The following is a 14,973-nucleotide window of genomic DNA, read 5'->3' on the forward strand; positions in this document are numbered from 1 at the left end:
CTGCCGCAGCCCGGGGCTTCATGGGTGCCCTAGCAGGCCTGCCGGATTCAGTCCTCCAGGTGGATTTTTGCTCTGTCCATGCGGCAGGCCCCCTGGCCCATGCTGGTCCCGGCGCCGACATGGAGGAACGGGGCGAGCCACAGGTAAGGCCAGAACGGGGCCAGTCCTTCCGGGGCCAGGGTGATCTCTCCCGTGAGCCCGCTCATGGGGACGTGCCGCCCCTGGCGTGAGGAATAGCGTTCCCAGTCCTGCCATTGGAGCTTGGCTTCCATCCCCGGCCATTGCCGGGCGGCCTGGGTGAGGCCGGCGAAATCCGTCTCCAGGGGGGTGTCGGTGTGGAAATGGCTGAGCAAGGAGACGCGCCGCAGCAGGTTGGAGAACAGGTCCCCGAATCCCAGATCCGCTGCCCCCAGGGCACGGCCTTCCCGCTTGATGCGCAGGGGGGTGTCCAGATGCAGGGTGACCCGATGCCCGGGTGGGGGCGGCATCTGAGGGGGCTGCGGGGGGATCGCCTCCAGAGGACCTTCCGCCTCGTGGATGCGGGTCCACTGGCCTGCGCCGGGAGCGGTTTCCTGCTCCACTTGGGTCAGCGCCATGGGTGCCCGGCCACGGCCCACGCCGTCCCGGGCGCCGCGGGAGAGGGCGTGGATGATATAGGGCAGATGGCGGTTGCCCCGGCCGATGAGGGTCAGGCCCAGGGTATAGGGTTCGCCCGCCTGCAGGCGGGTGCGTCCCGGGGGCGGATTCAGCACAAAGGGATGGGGCGCCGCCGTGTACTTGCGCATCTTGCCCGTATCCGGCGGGGGCGGGGTCTCGAAGATATAGGCATGGGCGCAGGCATGGACCAGGAGGCAGTCCCGGCAGCGGTCCTGGCCGGTGACGCATACGGCGCGCCGGAGGGCATGACCGAGGATCCCGCGCCAGGTGGAACCGGCCCGCTCCGGCAGGGTGACGGGTTGGCAGGCCTCAAACCAGATGCGGTAACGGGCGAGGGGGATCCTGGGGGCTTCCTGCACGACGGATGTTCCTGGGGCGGCGGATTCAGGGGGTATGGCGGCGGTTCTTTCCATGGTGCATCTCCCTCCCGATACAGGGGATCGTGAGGGTATCCGGTTCTTGCCGCTGTCCGCGCCGCTGCAGGCTTGCCACTTCCGTGATCTCCCTTGCTGGATTGCATGCCCCCGTTGCGGGGACGGTTCCTGTAGGCGTGTTCAACTGTATCCAAGGAGTTCGCGTGGCACAACAGGGGGTGTTTCGTGAAATGAAAATCTACATATATCAATGCTTTTTAGGTTTTTGTTGAATTGATTTATGGCTTTTTGACCCTGAGATGCAAGGTGTTGTGGGATGGAGTTGAAGTGATTTGTGAAGTCTCTCCCCGGGTCCGGCGGATCAAGGGCTTGCCCCATGGATCCCGATCCGCGGCCAGGAGTGCCACGTGGAACATGCCCGGGGGTGGGAAGGGCCGGTGTGCTGGCCGCGGGGGCGGGGTTGCTGTATAGTGCCGACCCTTTCACGGGTTTCGGCGATCCGGCGGTCGTGCCGCCATGGAATCGCCATCTGCGGGACCTGTCCCCTTCGCCGGTGGCGCCGCTTGGGGCGGGTCTTGCAGGATTTTCTTTGCCGCGTTTTCCCGCGGCCCATGCGTGAAGCGGCCTTGAGTGGCCGCGGGCATCCGGTCAGGGCGGATGCCGCCTCCAGCTCCGCATCTTCCATTCGTGAATACACATTGAAAACGCCCCGGGCCTCGGGCCCGAAGCCGTCGATCCGGTCGCCTTCAGACGCCGGATGCCCCGCAAGGGGAGGAGGGTTTCGGGTCCGGGTCCGGGGTGTGCATGCCCTTTTGTCTGAACCGGGAAGCGATATTCCATGACCCTCGCAGAACGCATCAAGAAGGATTGGTTTTCCAACATCAAGGGGGACACCCTGGCCGGTCTGGTGGTGGCCCTGGCCCTCATCCCCGAGGCCATCGCCTTTTCCCTCATCGCGGGGGTGGATCCCAAGGTGGGGCTCTATGCCTCCTTCTGCATCGCCGTGGTGATCGCCTTCGTGGGAGGGCGGCCCGGGATGATCTCGGCGGCCACGGCGGCCATGGCGCTTCTGATGATCACCCTGGTGAAGGAGCACGGCCTGGAATATCTGCTGGCGGCGACCCTGCTCACGGGGGTGTTGCAGATCCTGGCGGGGTATCTGCGCTTGGGGCGGGTGATGCGCTTCATCTCCAACTCGGTGATGACCGGTTTCGTCAACGCCCTGGCCATCCTGATCTTCCTGGCGCAGTTGCCGGAGCTGACGGGGGTGACCTGGCATGTCTACGCCCTCACGGCCCTGGGCCTTGGCATCATCTACCTCTTTCCCTATGTCACCCGGGCGGTGCCGTCCCCCCTGGTGACCATCGTCGTGCTCACCCTCATCACCTGGCTGTTGCAGGTGGACGTGCGCACGGTGGGGGACATGGGGGAACTGCCGGACAGCCTGCCGGTGTTCCTGTGGCCGCAGGTGCCCCTGAACCTGGAGACCTTGTGGATCATCCTGCCCTATGCCCTGGCCATGACGGTGGTGGGGCTGCTGGAGTCCATGCTCACCCAGAGCATCGTGGATGATTTGACCGACACCCGCACCGACCGCAACCGGGAGTGCAAGGGGCAGGGCCTGGCCAACATCGTCTCCGGTTTCTTCGGCGGCATGGCGGGCTGCGCCATGATCGGCCAGTCGGTGATCAACATCAAATCCGGCGGCCGCGGGCGGTTGTCCACCCTTATGGCGGGGCTGTTTTTGCTGGTGATGGTGGTGTTCCTCTCGCCGGTGCTGAGCCTGATCCCCATGGCCGCCCTGGTGGCGGTGATGATCATGGTCTCCATCGGTACCTTCAGCTGGAGCTCCATCAAGAACATGAAGAAGCACCCCCTGAGCACCAACATCGTCATGGTCTCCACCGTGGCGGTGACGGTGCTGAGCCACAACCTGGCCATCGGGGTGCTTACGGGGGTGCTGCTGGCCTCGTTGTTCTTCGCCAACAAGGTGAGCCAGTTCATGTTCGTGGGGGCGGACACGGATCTGCGCCCCGACGATCACACCCTGCACCGCACCTACCGGGTCTACGGGCAGGTCTTCTTCGCCTCCACGGAGAAGTTCCTGGATGCCTTCAATTTCCGCGAGGATCTGGATAAGGTGACCATCGACCTCTCCCGGGCCCACTTCTGGGACATCAGTTCCGTGGCGGCCCTGGACCGGGTGGTGATCAACTTCCGCCGCGAGGGGACGGAGGTGGAGATCATCGGCATGAACGAGGCCACCGCCACCATCGTCGACCGGCACGCCGTGCACGACAAGCCGGACGCCGCCGATCAGCTCATGGCCCACTAAAGCCCATATCCGAAGGATCCTTCCATGAATAAGGTGATTGCCTGCATCGACGGCTCGCGGTCGTCGGTTTCCGTCTGCGACCATGCCGCCTGGGCCAGCCGGCGCATGGACGCACCCCTCACGTTCCTGCACGTGATCCACAATCCCCATGCCGAGGGCCAGGGGGACCTGAGCGGCAACCTGAGCCTGGGGGGGCGGGAGGCCCTGCTGGCGAAGATGGTGGAGACGGAGGAACAGCGCGGCCGCCTCCTGCGGGAGCAGGGGCGGGCCATCCTCAACGACGCCGTGGAACGGGTGCGGGATCAGGGTATCGGGGATCCCGGCAGCCTGCTGCGCAACGGCACCGTGGTGGAGGCGGTGAGCGAGATCCAGGGGGAGGCCCGCCTGGTGGTGGTGGGCAAACAGGGCCGGGACGGGGACATGCATGCCCGGCATGTGGGTTCCCATCTGGAGAGCCTGATCCGCACCCTGGATCGCGGCGTGCTGGTCTGCCCCCTGGAGTACCGCGAGCCGAAACGCTTCCTCATCGCCTACGATGGCAGCGCCACCGCCCACAAAGTGGTGGAGAAGGTGGCGGAGAGCCCGTTGCTGCAGGGCCTGGAGACCCATTTGCTGCTGGTGGGGGAGGACACCCCGGACAACCGGTCCCGCGTGGAGAACGCCCGCAACGCCCTGGGGCAGAAGGGGTTCGCGGTGCAGACCGCCATCCGTGCGGGGGATGTGGTGGACACGGTGTGCGCCTACTCGAAGGAGGCGGATATCCACCTGCTGGCCATGGGGGCCTACGGCCACTCCCGCCTGCGGCGCTGGTTCGTGGGCAGCACCACCACGCAGATGATCATGAAGGCCCCCATCCCGCTGCTGGTCCTGCGCTAGACCCCGGGAAGGGTAGCCCCGGAAAAGGAAAGGCCCCCGTCCGGCAAGGGCGGGGGCCTTTTGTGTGTGTGGGGGCAATGCCTCCGCCCGGTCCGGAGGGAGGGCCTAGCCGTGGGCCCGGCGCAGGTCCATGAGGGGCTGTGCCCCTTCGGGGATCGTCGCCCCCTCGGCGATCTCGTAGAGTTCCGGCGCCTGCTGATTGCAGTAGCTGCAGCCTGCGCCGCAGATCGTGCCCGGGGGCAGCCGGCGCACCCGACCCTTGCGTTCCAGGGTGGCCAGCATGGCCCGCAGGGCCTCGGGCTCGGCGTGGAAGTGGTGCTGCATGTCCAGCAGGGAGGCCCGGCGGCGGCTGCGCAGGTAGTCCAGCAGTTGAGAGAGGATCATGCCCCGCCCCCTTCCGCCACGGCGGCGGATCGGGCGCCGATGCGCCGGCCCTGGCGGCTGCCCCACCAGCGCAGCAGGAGGATGAAGACCGCGAACCCGGCCAGCAGGCCGCCGATCCACCCGGCCGAGGAGGCCGGATGGCGGGCGAAGGTGGCCGCCTGGTAGAAGACCGTGGCGGTGATATAGGCCAGGCCCGTGGTCCACAGGGCCACGAAGGCGGTCCAGCGCAGGTTGGTCTCCCGGAACACGGCCGCCAGGGCGGCGGTGCAGGGGAAGTAGAGCAGGATGAACAGCAGGTAGGCAAAGGCCCCGGCGGTGCCGTCGAAGCGCTGCACCATGGCCCCGAAGGTGCCGGTGGTGACGCCCAGCTCTGCCGCGGCGGTCTCGGTGTCGCCCACCTCGCCCACGCTCAGGCCCATGGGATCCCCCCAGGTGCCCACGGCATCCCCCAGGTTGGCGGGGATGGTGGCGAAGGCCTCGCCCAGGCCATCCCAGAGGCGGAACCCGGATTCCTCGGCCACCTCCAGGCCGGCCTCCCGGGCATCCTGCTCGGCCAGGGTGCTGTAGAGGGAGTCCAGGGTCCCCACCACCGCTTCCTTGGCCAGCACGCCGGTGAAGATGCCCACGGTGGCGGGCCAGTTCTCTTCGTCCAGCCCCATGGGGCCAAAGGCCGGGGCGATGCCCTGGCCCACCTGGCTGAGCACCGACTGGTCGGTGTTCTCGTGGCCGAATTCACCGTCCGTGCCCAGGGCGTTGAGGAAGTTGAGCACCAGCACCATGGGCACGATGATCATGCCCGCCCGCAGGATGAACCCCCGGGTGCGCTCCCAGGTGCGCAGGGTCACGCCCTTGAGGGTGGGCAGGTGGTAGGGGGGCAGTTCCATGACAAAGGGCATGCTCTGGCCCCGCAGCAGGGTCTTTTTCATGATCAGCCCGGTGAGCACGGCCGCGGCGATGCCGATGAGATACAGGCCGAAGACCATGTTCTGACCCGCCACCGGGAAGAAGGCGGCGGCGAACAGGGCATACACCGGAAGGCGTGCGCCACAGGACATGAACGGCGCCATGAGGATGGTCATGAGCCGGTCCCGGGGCTGCTCCAGGGTACGCGTGGCCATGATGGCCGGCACGTTGCAGCCAAAGCCCACGATCAGCGGCACGAAGGACTTGCCCGGCAGGCCCACGGCCCGCATGGCCCGGTCCATGACGAAGGCGGCCCGGGCCATGTAGCCCGAGTCCTCCAGGAACGAGAGGAAGAGATACAGCGAGGCGATCACCGGGATGAAGGTGGCCACCACCTGGATGCCCCCGCCGATGCCGTCGGCCAGGACCACGGTGAGCCAGTCGGGGGCGCCCATGCCCTGCATCAGGGTGCCCAGGCCGTCCACCAGCAGGGTGCCGGTGAACAGATCGAAGAAGTCGATGAAGGCGCCGCCGATGTTGATGGTGAACATGAACATCAGATACATGGCCCCCAGGAAGATGGGGATGCCCAGGGCGCGGTTGAGCAGGATTCGGTCGATGCGGTCCGAGAGGCTGCGGGTGGCCTCGCCCTTGCGCTTCACCGCCTCCTCCGTCACCTGGTGGGCGAAGCCGTAGCGGCCGTCCGCCAGGAGGATGTCCACGTCCTCCCCGAGGCCGTCCCGCAGGCGTTCCAGGTGCTCCGGACTCACGGCGTCCCGGGCCAGGCGCAGGGCCAGATCATCCCCCTCCAGGGCCCGGGAGGCGAGCCAGCGGGGATCGGCCCCGGCGCGTTTCGCCGTGGCTTCCAGGTCCGGCAGCAGGTCGTCGATGGCCTGTTCCAGGGCGGTGTCATAGGGGATGCGGACGTCGGAGACGGGATGGCTGCGGGCCGCCGCTGCCAGGGCCTGCTTCAGGGCATCGATGCCCTCCCGCTTGGAGGCCACCAGGGGGATCACCGGGCAGCCCAGGCGCTTGGACAGGCGGTCCACGTCGATGCGCATGCCGGCGTCCTTGGCCGCGTCCATCATATTCAGGGCCACCACCGCGGGCCGGCGCATCTCCAGAAGCTGCGTGGTGAGATAGAGATTGCGCTCCAGATTGGAGGCGTCCACGATGTTGACGATCAGGTCCGCCTCGCCGCCGTGCACGTAGTCCCGGGCGATCTTCTCGTCCAGGGAGACATCCTCGCTGGTCACGTCCAGGGCGTAGGTGCCCGGCAGGTCGACGATCTCGTACTCGGCCCCCTCATAACGGTAATGGCCGATCTTGCGTTCGACGGTGACCCCGGGCCAGTTGCCCACCCGCTGCTTGGAGCCGGTGAGGGCGTTGAACAGGGTGGTCTTGCCGCAATTGGGGTTGCCCACCACCCCGATGACGAATCTCTCGGACATTTACCGTTTCTCCACTTGCAGGGCGTCGGCCTCGTCGCGGCGCAGGCTCAGCTTGAAACCGCGGACCTGGATCTCCACCGGGTCGCCCATGGGGGCGATGCGGGTGATGCGAAACTCCGTCCCCGGGGTGAGCCCCATGGACAGGAGTTTGCGGCGATAGGCGCGGGCGGATGGGGTGTAGCCGGCGACGGCGCCGGTCTCGCCGACACTGAGTTCCTTCAATGTCATGCCCGGGCCTCCGCGGCGCAGGCGTTCAGATCCGTGTCGTTGCAGGCGGAGGGCATCTTGGCCGGCACCACCAGGATCTTCATGGCCATGCCCGCGCCGATGGCGATGCGGGCCTGGTCCCGGGAAACCACCAGGGCGTTGCCCTGGCGCTGTACCACCCGCAGTTCGCTGCCGATGTGGATGCCCAGCTCCGTGAGCCGGCGGTCCAGATTGCGTCCGGCCCGAAGCGCCACAACGCGCACGGTCTCGTCTTCCTGCGCCATGGTGAGGGCGTAGCCCTTGGATTGCTGGTTCATCTGTTACCTCCGGGTCATGTGGACCGATGAGATGCAAGATAATGCAATCGCGAACGATTGGCAATTGCAATCGTTATCATCATTTTTTTCTATGAAATTCCCGAAAGAAATAGCAGATGGGGCTTTCCAGGGGAGTCAGCCGGTCCTGGGTTCCACGGCCGGCAGGCGCAGGCTGAACCCTGCGGCGAGGAGCACGAACACCAGTGCAACGGCAAGGCTGCCGGTGATGCCGATGGTCTGGTAGCTCAGTCCCGAGAGCACCGTGCCCAGCAGCCGGCCGGCGGCGTTGGCCGCGTAATAGAAGCCCACGTTCATGGAGGCCTTGTCGTTGCTGGAATAGCGCAGGATCAGGAAGGAGTGGGTCGCGGAGTTGATGGCGAAGATCACGCCGTAGCAGGCCAGCCCCAGGGTGATGACCCAGGCGGAGGTCAGCCCCAGGGAGAACGCCGCGAGGATCGCGCCCAGGGGGAGGATCAGGGCGAGGCTCCAGCCGATGGCGGTTCGCCCGCCGGGTCCGTCGTCGGCGGGGCCGGGCCCGTTGCGGTCCCGCTGGGCGCCGATCAGCCTGGGGGCGAGGGCCTGGACGATGCCGTAGCCCACCACCCACAGGGCCAGGTAGGCCCCCACCCAATGGAAATCCCAGCCCATGGAGACCAGGAACACCGGCAGGGCCACGACAAACCAGACATCCCGCGAGGCGAACAGGAATACGCGAGCCCCGGACAGCCAGTGGATGGCCGGCTCGCGGGCGAACATCTGGCCGAAAGCGGCTTTCTGGCGGATCGCGCCCATGCCGGCGGGCAGGGTGAGGGTCATGATAAAACCGATCCCCACCATGGCGGCCAGGGCCCCCATGGCCCCCTGGAAGCCCAGCCAGGCCAGCAGGAGACTGCCCAGGAAGAAGCCCGCCCCCTTGAGGGCGTTCTTGGAGCCGGTGATCCAGGCCACCCAGCGGAACAGCTGCGAGTTGCCCTGGCGGGCCACCATCTTCACACCGGCCTTGGCGGACATCTTGTTCAGGTCCTTGGCGACGCCGGAGAGGGCCTGGGCGGCCATGACCCAGGCCACCGTCAGCCAGGCATCCGGTACGGTGAGCATGAGCAGGGCCAGGATCTGCAGGCCGGTGCCCAGCTGCATGGTGCGGTTGAGGCCGATGCGCGCCCCCAGCCAGCCGCCGACGAAATTGGTGACGATGCCGAAGAACTCGTAGAAGAGGAACAGCATCGCGATGGCGAAGGGCGTATACCCCAGCTGGTAGAAGTGCAGCACCACCAGCATGCGGATCGCCCCGTCGGTGAGGGTGAACAGCCAGTAGTTGCCGGTGATGGTGAGGTACTGCCGCAGGACGCTGGACATGAGGGCTTCTTTGCGACTTATTCCAGCCAGCCGAGCACGGTCTGGCGGTCGGGGATGGAGCCGGAATGCACCACGGTACCGTCGATGGCCACGGCCGGGGTCGACATGACCCCCATGGCGAGGATGTCGGCCATGTCCTCGACCTTGCGCAGATCCACCTCGACGCCCTGTTCCCGGGCCACGTGCTCAATCAGTTCGTGGGTGCGCTGGCAGCTGGCGCAGCCACTGCCCAGTACCTGGATCGTCTTCATCGTCATGCCTCCTCAGGCCATCAGGTTGAATGTCCATCCCACCAGGGTGAAGGCGATGGCCAGCACCCCGGCGAACAGGGCGAGGGCGGGCCAGCGGATCACCTTGCGCAGGATCAGGATCTCGGGCAGGGACAGGGCGGCCACGCTCATCATGAACGCCAGCGTCGTGCCCACGGCCGCGCCCTTGCCCAGCATGGCCTCGGCCACCGGGATGATGCCGGTGGCGTTGGCGTACAGCGGGATGCCCAGCAGCACGGCCCCGGGCACGGCCAGCCAGTCCCCCTGGGCGCCCAGGTAGGTGGTGACCCATTCCCCCGGCACGAAGCCGTGGAAGGCCGCGCCCACCGCGATGCCGATCACCACCCATTTCCAGATGCGCCGCACGATGTCTTTGACCTCCGTGACGGCGAAGCGGTGCCGCCCCTTCCAGCCCTTGCCGGCGGCCGTCGGCTGCGCCTCGCCCATCTGGATCTTCCAGACGTAGTCCTCCACCCAGCGCTCGGTGCGCAACCATTCCATGGCCAGACCGCCGAACCAGGCCACCAGCACCCCGGCGGCCACATACAGCAGCGCCAGTTCCCAGCCGAGGATGCCGATGAGGAGCACCACGGCGATCTCATTGATCATGGGACTCGCGATCAGGAAGGAGAAGGTCACCCCCAGGGGGATGCCGGCCTCGACGAAACCGATGAACAGCGGCACCGAGGAGCAGGAGCAGAATGGGGTCACCGCCCCCAGGGTGATGGCCAGCAGCCGTGCCAGCCAGCGGGGCTTGCCGCGCACGTAGGCACGTACCCGCTCGGGGCTCATCAGCGCCCGCAGCAGCCCCATGACGTAGATGACCACCACCAGCAGGGCGAAGATCTTCGCCGTGTCCATGACGAAGAAATGCAGCGCCTCGGCCAGGCGCTCCCCTTCGGTCAGTCCGAGGGCGCCGTAGACGATGGTGTCGGCCAGCCAGTGGAACATGGGATCACTCCAGGGCTGTGCCGGTGGTCTCCCCGAGCCCGGAGGTAACGCTCATGTGCGTAAGCCGCAAGCGATCCTCCCGAAACGGGGATTGCTCCCGGGCGGCGGCCAGCGTGGTTTCCAGGACCTGGTGCACCCAGGCGGGCAGATGGGGGGCCAGCTGGTAGTCCACCCATTGCGCGCGGCGTTCACCCACGATCAGCCCCGCCTTGCGCAGGATGGCCAGGTGCCGGGAGATGCTGGGCTGATCCTCGTCCACGGCATGTTGCAGTTGGCAGACACACAGCCGGCCGTGCTCCGTCATCAGCAGGACCAGCCGCAGGCGGGTGTCATGGGAGAGGGCATGGAAGAGATCGCTTGGGGACATGACATATTCATCATTCTGCATATAAAGATCATCGCATATGCAATGAATGCCATACAAGGGACGGATGGGAAAAAGGGGCGGATGGGGAATTCATGGCCCTGGGTGTGGCGGGGCAGCTCGGTGGGCATGCCCGCATGTGGGGGGGCTGTGGGGGAGGGGGGCGATCCCTGGGCCCGTCCGGAGGGGAGGGGTCCCGGCCCGGGAATGTCGGCAAGGGAGACGGATGCCCTGGAGAGGTCGGGGCGCTGAGGCAGTGGGGATGGGGAGGACGCACCGGGGTGGAGGTCTGCGTGGGATGAGTGCATGACGCATCCCCGGAGGGGAGGTATTTGAACCGGTCCACCGTCTACCGGACACAAAAAAGCCCGGAAGACCTTAGTCCGCCGGGCTCTTGGTTTGGTAGGCGCGATTGGACTCGAACCAACGACCCCCACCATGTCAAGGTGGTGCTCTAACCAGCTGAGCTACGCGCCTGTCGTGTTCGAAGTCACGTATTCTACAGTTTCCGGGGCGGGCGTCAACTGGACTCTGGCCGGTAGGGATGTCGTAGCGGGCCTAAGAGAAGACAGGGTGTCATTCATCCGTCACGGGTGGGCGGTATCTTGCGGGCACCCGCCTGGATTCAGGCGCCTTTGGTCTTACTGGATCCCGCCACGTGTCCATGGGTACAAGCATCGACGACATCATTGCCCGGGGGCAGTTGCATGCCCTGTTCCAGCCCATCGTGGCCATGGACTCGGGGCAGATCATGGGCTACGAGGGATTGGTGCGCGGCCCCTCCGACAGCCAGTGGCACGCCCCGCAGAAGCTCCTGGCGGAGGCGGCCCGCCTGGGCCGCCTGTTCGATCTGGACATCCTCTGTAGGCGGGTGATCCTGCAGCGCTATGCGGAACTGGGTCTCGGCCGGCGTCTGTTCCTGAACATCAACCCCGATGTGCTCACCGACCGCAACGCGGTGCGCGGCATGACCCTGCAGGCCCTGCAGGAGACCGGTATCGCCCCGGAGCAGGTGGTGATCGAACTCACCGAGCAGCAGCCCATCGCCGACTACGGCATCATGCGCGAGGCGGTGAACCACTACCGCAACATGGGGTTTTCCATCGCCCTGGACGACCTGGGGGCGGGGTACAGCAGCCTGCGTCACTGGTCCGAGCTGGCCCCGGACTACGTGAAGATCGACATGCACTTCGTGCAGAACGTGCACAACGACGAGATCAAGCGGCATTTCCTGCATTCCATCCGGGAGATCGCCCACAGCCTGGGCACCCGCCTGATCGCCGAGGGCATCGAGACGGAGGCGGAGTACGAGGTGATCCGTGCCCTGGAGATCCCCTGCGGCCAGGGCTATTACTTTGCCCGTCCGGCGGCGGATCCGCCCCGCAGCCTGCATTTCCTGCGCGGGCAGGCGGGGGGATTCCCCGTGAGCCGCTCCCCCTTCCGCCACGCCATGGCCGGGGAGCTGGCGCGGCGCAACCCCGTGGCCACGCCGGACCAGACCCTGGGGGATACCGTGGCCCGCTTCCAGGCGGCCTCGGATCTGCGCTGCCTGCCGGTGCTGGAGGATGGCCGCCCCGTGGGCGTCGTGCGCCGCAGTGAGATCCTCACCCTCTATTCCCAGCGTTTCACCCGGGAGTTGCACGACCGCAGTCCGCTGCGCTTCTTCATGAAACGCGATCCCCTGGTGGTGCCGGAGGATCAGCCCCTGGAGGAGGTGAGCGCGCGCATCACCCACAAGGCCACGGGGGAGGAGGAGTTCCTCATCGTCTCCGCCACGGACGGACGCTTCCTGGGGGTGGGCTGGCTGCTGGAACTGCTGCACCGGATCACCGATCTGCAGGTGCGCTACGCCCGCTACGCCAATCCGCTGACGCAGCTGCCGGGCAACGTGCCCATCGGCGAGCACCTGGACCGCCTCCTGCAGGAGGGGCGGCCCTTCACCGTGGCCTACTGCGACCTGGACCATTTCAAGCCCTTCAATGACCACTATGGCTACGCCCGGGGGGACCGGGTGATCCGCGCCCTGGGGGATCTGCTGCGGGCCGTGCCCCGGGAGCCCGACGACTTCATCGGCCATGTGGGCGGGGACGATTTCATCCTCGTGCTCACCGGTCCGGACTGGGCTCGCCAGTGCCGCTCCCTGCTGGGCGCCTTCGAGGCCCGGGTTCCGGGTTTCTACGATGACCGCGACCGCCTGGCGGGGGGGATCGCCACCCGGGACCGCCAGGGCCGTCAGGCCTTCTTCCCCCTGCTGAGCCTGTCCATCGGTGTCGTGCCGGTGCAGCCGGGGGCGTTCGAGTCCCATCTGGAGATCGCCCAGCGGGCCGGGGAGGTAAAGGGGCAGGCCAAGGCCCAGCCGGGCAACAGCCTGTTCGTGGACCGGCGCTCTGCGGCCGCCGGGGACTTGGATGCCTTCTTCCCGGCGTTGCAGCCGGGGCATGCCGGCAGCCTCCTTTCGGGTTCCCTCTAGGCGGGTGCGGCCGGCGGCGCACAGGGGGCGGGGATCCAGGGTTTCATGGAATGGTTACCGGAACTTCACGGGGGTGACACGGGGTCGTTCTAGCATCGGCTCAACCATGACGAGCCCGAGACCGATGCGTAGCGCCAACACCCTGGACGATTCCCAAGCCCCAGTCCCCCCCGTAGGGGCAACCCCTGACGCCGCCGGCACCCCCCCCTCGGGGGCCGAGGCCGCCGCTGCGCCCCTGCGCATCGCCATCGTCACCGAGACCTTCCCCCCCGAGATCAACGGTGTCGCCCACACCCTGCATCAGATGGTGCAGAGCATGCTGGGGCGGGGCCATCGCGTGCATCTGGTCAGGCCGCGCCAGCACAAGGCGGACCAGGGCAGCCTGGAACCCCGCGAGGGCCTGGTGGAGCAGCTCACCCCGGGCCTGCCCCTGCCGGGATACAAGGGGCTGCACCTGGGCCTGCCCGCGGGGCGGGACATCCGCGCCGCCTGGCGGCGGGAACGTCCGGACGTCCTCTACCTGGCCACGGAGGGCCCCCTGGGGCATTCGGCCCTGTCCGCGGCCCGCGCCCTGGGCATCCCCGTGATCAGCGGTTTTCACACCAACTTCCACAGCTACAGCCGCTACTACGGCATCGGCTTCCTGGAGCCCCTCATCGGCGCCTATCTGCGCCGCTTCCACCGGCGCACCCATTGCACCCTGGTGCCCACCACGGCCCTGCGGGACGATCTGCATGAGAGGGGATTTGGCACCTGCCGCGTACTCGCCCGGGGGGTGGATACCACGCTCTTCTCCCCCACGCGCCGGGATCCGGAACTGCGCCGGGAATGGGGGCTGGACGAGGACGACATCGCCGTGATCTATGTGGGGCGCCTGGCGGCGGAGAAGAACCTGCAACTGGCCGTGGACGCCTTCCGTGCCATGCAGCAGCATCAGCCCCGGGCCCGCTTCGTCCTCGTGGGGGACGGTCCGGAGGCCCAGCGCCTGCGCCGGGAGCATCCCGACCTCATCCTCGTGGGGGTGCGTACGGGGGAGCCCCTGGCGCGCCATTACGCCAGCGGGGACGTATTCCTCTTCCCCTCCACCTCGGACACCTTCGGCAACGTGGTGCTGGAGGCCATGGCCTCGGGACTGGTGGTGGTGTCCTACGACTACGCCGCGGCGCGGGAGAACCTGGGCCACGGGGAGAGCGGCATCCTCGCCCCCTTCGACGAGCCTGAGCATTTTGTCCAGGCGGCCGAGGGGCTGATGCAGGCCCCCGAGACGATCCCGCCCATGGGCCGCCGCGCCCGCGCGGCGGCCGAATCGGTGGACTGGAAGTGTGAGCACGACCGTCTGGAAGCCCTGTTCCAGGAATACGCCCGGGAGGACGCGCCATGAGAATGATGCAACGTATGACTGAAGCGGAACTGCCCCTGTGTCTGGCCTTCAACCGCATCAGCCGGCGCTGGCTCGTCAACCGCCTCTTCGCCGCGGTGAGCCGCCTGGGCAACGGCGTCTTCTGGTATGTGCTCATGGCGGTCCTGCCGCTGCTGTACGGGCCCCTTGGGGTCCGCGCCAGCCTGCACATGGCCCTGGTGGGGTTGCTCTGCCTGCCGCTGTACAAGTGGCTCAAGCAGGCCACCCTGCGGGACCGGCCCTATACCCGGGATGCGGCGATCCTGCAGAACGTGCCGCCCCTGGACCGCTTCAGCTTCCCCTCGGGCCATACCATGCACGCCGTGGCCTTCACCCTGATCCTGGCGGCCTATCTGCCCGCCTGGGGCTGGGCCGTGGCCCCGTTCACCCTCCTGGTGGCCCTGTCCCGGCTGGTGCTGGGCCTGCATTACCCCAGTGATGTGCTGGCCGGTGCCGGCATCGGCGCCGGCGTGGCCCTGGTGAGCCTGGCCCTGGCCGGGCCCTACTGAGGACCGCGGCCGGGCGGGCTTGCCCGCCCCCGTCCGGGGTCGTACCCTCTGAGTACACCCCCCGTCACCGTACGTCCCGGATCCCATGCCGCTGATCGGACGGCCGCGGCGGGGGGCTGCCCCCGGCCGCACACTCCGGGTACAGGCGGTA

At 67.4% G+C, this 14,973-nt stretch carries 14 protein-coding genes and 1 tRNA gene; 5 read left to right on the forward strand and 10 right to left on the reverse strand.

The annotated features are described in order from the left end of the window. Nucleotides 1-47: 47 nt before the first annotated feature. Nucleotides 48-1,016 carry a CRISPR system precrRNA processing endoribonuclease RAMP protein Cas6 gene (gene cas6 / locus BM214_RS08795; RefSeq protein WP_244887912.1) on the reverse strand — a complete coding sequence of 323 codons (969 nt, stop codon included), beginning with the start codon at nucleotides 1,014-1,016 and terminating at the stop codon, nucleotides 48-50. Between the two features lie 853 nt (nucleotides 1,017-1,869). Here cas6 and BM214_RS08800 point away from each other — a divergent pair. Beyond that, nucleotides 1,870-3,366 carry a SulP family inorganic anion transporter gene (locus BM214_RS08800; protein WP_090485839.1) on the forward strand — a complete coding sequence of 499 codons (1,497 nt, stop codon included), beginning with the start codon at nucleotides 1,870-1,872 and terminating at the stop codon, nucleotides 3,364-3,366. A gap of 24 nt (nucleotides 3,367-3,390) precedes the next feature. Then, nucleotides 3,391-4,242: a universal stress protein gene (locus tag BM214_RS08805; RefSeq protein WP_090485842.1), complete on the forward strand. Its 852-nt coding sequence runs from the start codon at nucleotides 3,391-3,393 to the stop codon at nucleotides 4,240-4,242. A 105-nt stretch (nucleotides 4,243-4,347) separates the two neighbouring features. On the opposite strand, the gene BM214_RS08810 is transcribed toward BM214_RS08805, so the two are convergent. The 9 genes from BM214_RS08810 to BM214_RS08850 all read right to left on the reverse strand — a co-directional run bounded on the left by BM214_RS08810 (nucleotide 4,348) and on the right by BM214_RS08850 (nucleotide 10,921). Then, entirely contained in the window at nucleotides 4,348-4,626 is a 279-nt protein-coding gene (locus tag BM214_RS08810; RefSeq protein ID WP_090485845.1) for a FeoC-like transcriptional regulator, read from the reverse strand. Continuing rightward, nucleotides 4,623-6,980: a Fe(2+) transporter permease subunit FeoB gene (gene feoB, locus BM214_RS08815; protein ID WP_090485848.1), complete on the reverse strand. Its 2,358-nt coding sequence runs from the start codon at nucleotides 6,978-6,980 to the stop codon at nucleotides 4,623-4,625. Before feoB ends, BM214_RS08810 begins: the two co-directional genes overlap by 4 nt. Then, entirely contained in the window at nucleotides 6,981-7,208 is a 228-nt protein-coding gene (locus BM214_RS08820; RefSeq protein ID WP_090485851.1) for a FeoA family protein, read from the reverse strand. It abuts the gene before it with no gap. After that, the gene (locus BM214_RS08825) at nucleotides 7,205-7,504 is read right to left on the reverse strand and encodes a FeoA family protein (RefSeq protein ID WP_090485854.1); all 300 of its coding nucleotides are present in this window, start codon (nucleotides 7,502-7,504) and stop codon (nucleotides 7,205-7,207) included. Before BM214_RS08825 ends, BM214_RS08820 begins: the two co-directional genes overlap by 4 nt. A gap of 135 nt (nucleotides 7,505-7,639) precedes the next feature. Then, entirely contained in the window at nucleotides 7,640-8,860 is a 1,221-nt protein-coding gene (arsJ, locus tag BM214_RS08830; protein ID WP_090485857.1) for an organoarsenical effux MFS transporter ArsJ, read from the reverse strand. Between the two features lie 17 nt (nucleotides 8,861-8,877). Beyond that, complete coding sequence (locus tag BM214_RS08835) at nucleotides 8,878-9,111, reverse strand: thioredoxin family protein (protein WP_090485860.1); 234 nt, start codon at nucleotides 9,109-9,111, stop codon at nucleotides 8,878-8,880. A gap of 12 nt (nucleotides 9,112-9,123) precedes the next feature. Continuing rightward, nucleotides 9,124-10,080 (reverse strand): permease, encoded by a 957-nt coding sequence (locus tag BM214_RS08840; protein WP_090485863.1) that lies wholly within the window; start codon nucleotides 10,078-10,080, stop codon nucleotides 9,124-9,126. A 4-nt stretch (nucleotides 10,081-10,084) separates the two neighbouring features. Further along, on the reverse strand, nucleotides 10,085-10,447 hold the full coding sequence (locus BM214_RS08845) for a metalloregulator ArsR/SmtB family transcription factor (RefSeq protein ID WP_090485944.1): 363 nt from the start codon (nucleotides 10,445-10,447) through the stop codon (nucleotides 10,085-10,087). Nucleotides 10,448-10,844: 397 nt separating this feature from the next. After that, nucleotides 10,845-10,921: transfer RNA gene (locus tag BM214_RS08850), tRNA-Val, on the reverse strand. 187 nt (nucleotides 10,922-11,108) lie between these two features. Between BM214_RS08850 and BM214_RS08855 the strand changes: the two genes are divergently transcribed. The 3 genes from BM214_RS08855 (at nucleotide 11,109) to BM214_RS08865 (ending at nucleotide 14,822) form a co-directional block, all read left to right on the forward strand. Further along, nucleotides 11,109-12,914, forward strand: a complete 1,806-nt coding sequence (locus tag BM214_RS08855) for a bifunctional diguanylate cyclase/phosphodiesterase (protein ID WP_244887913.1) — start codon at nucleotides 11,109-11,111, stop codon at nucleotides 12,912-12,914. A gap of 124 nt (nucleotides 12,915-13,038) precedes the next feature. Further along, a complete protein-coding gene (locus BM214_RS08860; protein ID WP_090485869.1) occupies nucleotides 13,039-14,295 on the forward strand; it encodes a glycosyltransferase family 4 protein in 1,257 nt (418 codons plus the stop codon). After that, nucleotides 14,292-14,822, forward strand: coding sequence for a phosphatase PAP2 family protein (locus BM214_RS08865; RefSeq protein ID WP_177217633.1), 531 nt, complete (start codon nucleotides 14,292-14,294; stop codon nucleotides 14,820-14,822). Before BM214_RS08860 ends, BM214_RS08865 begins: the two co-directional genes overlap by 4 nt. The last annotated feature ends 151 nt before the right edge of the window (nucleotides 14,823-14,973 follow it).

The organism is Ectothiorhodospira mobilis (assembly GCF_900114895.1).
GTDB classification, from domain to species: domain Bacteria; phylum Pseudomonadota; class Gammaproteobacteria; order Ectothiorhodospirales; family Ectothiorhodospiraceae; genus Ectothiorhodospira; species Ectothiorhodospira mobilis_A.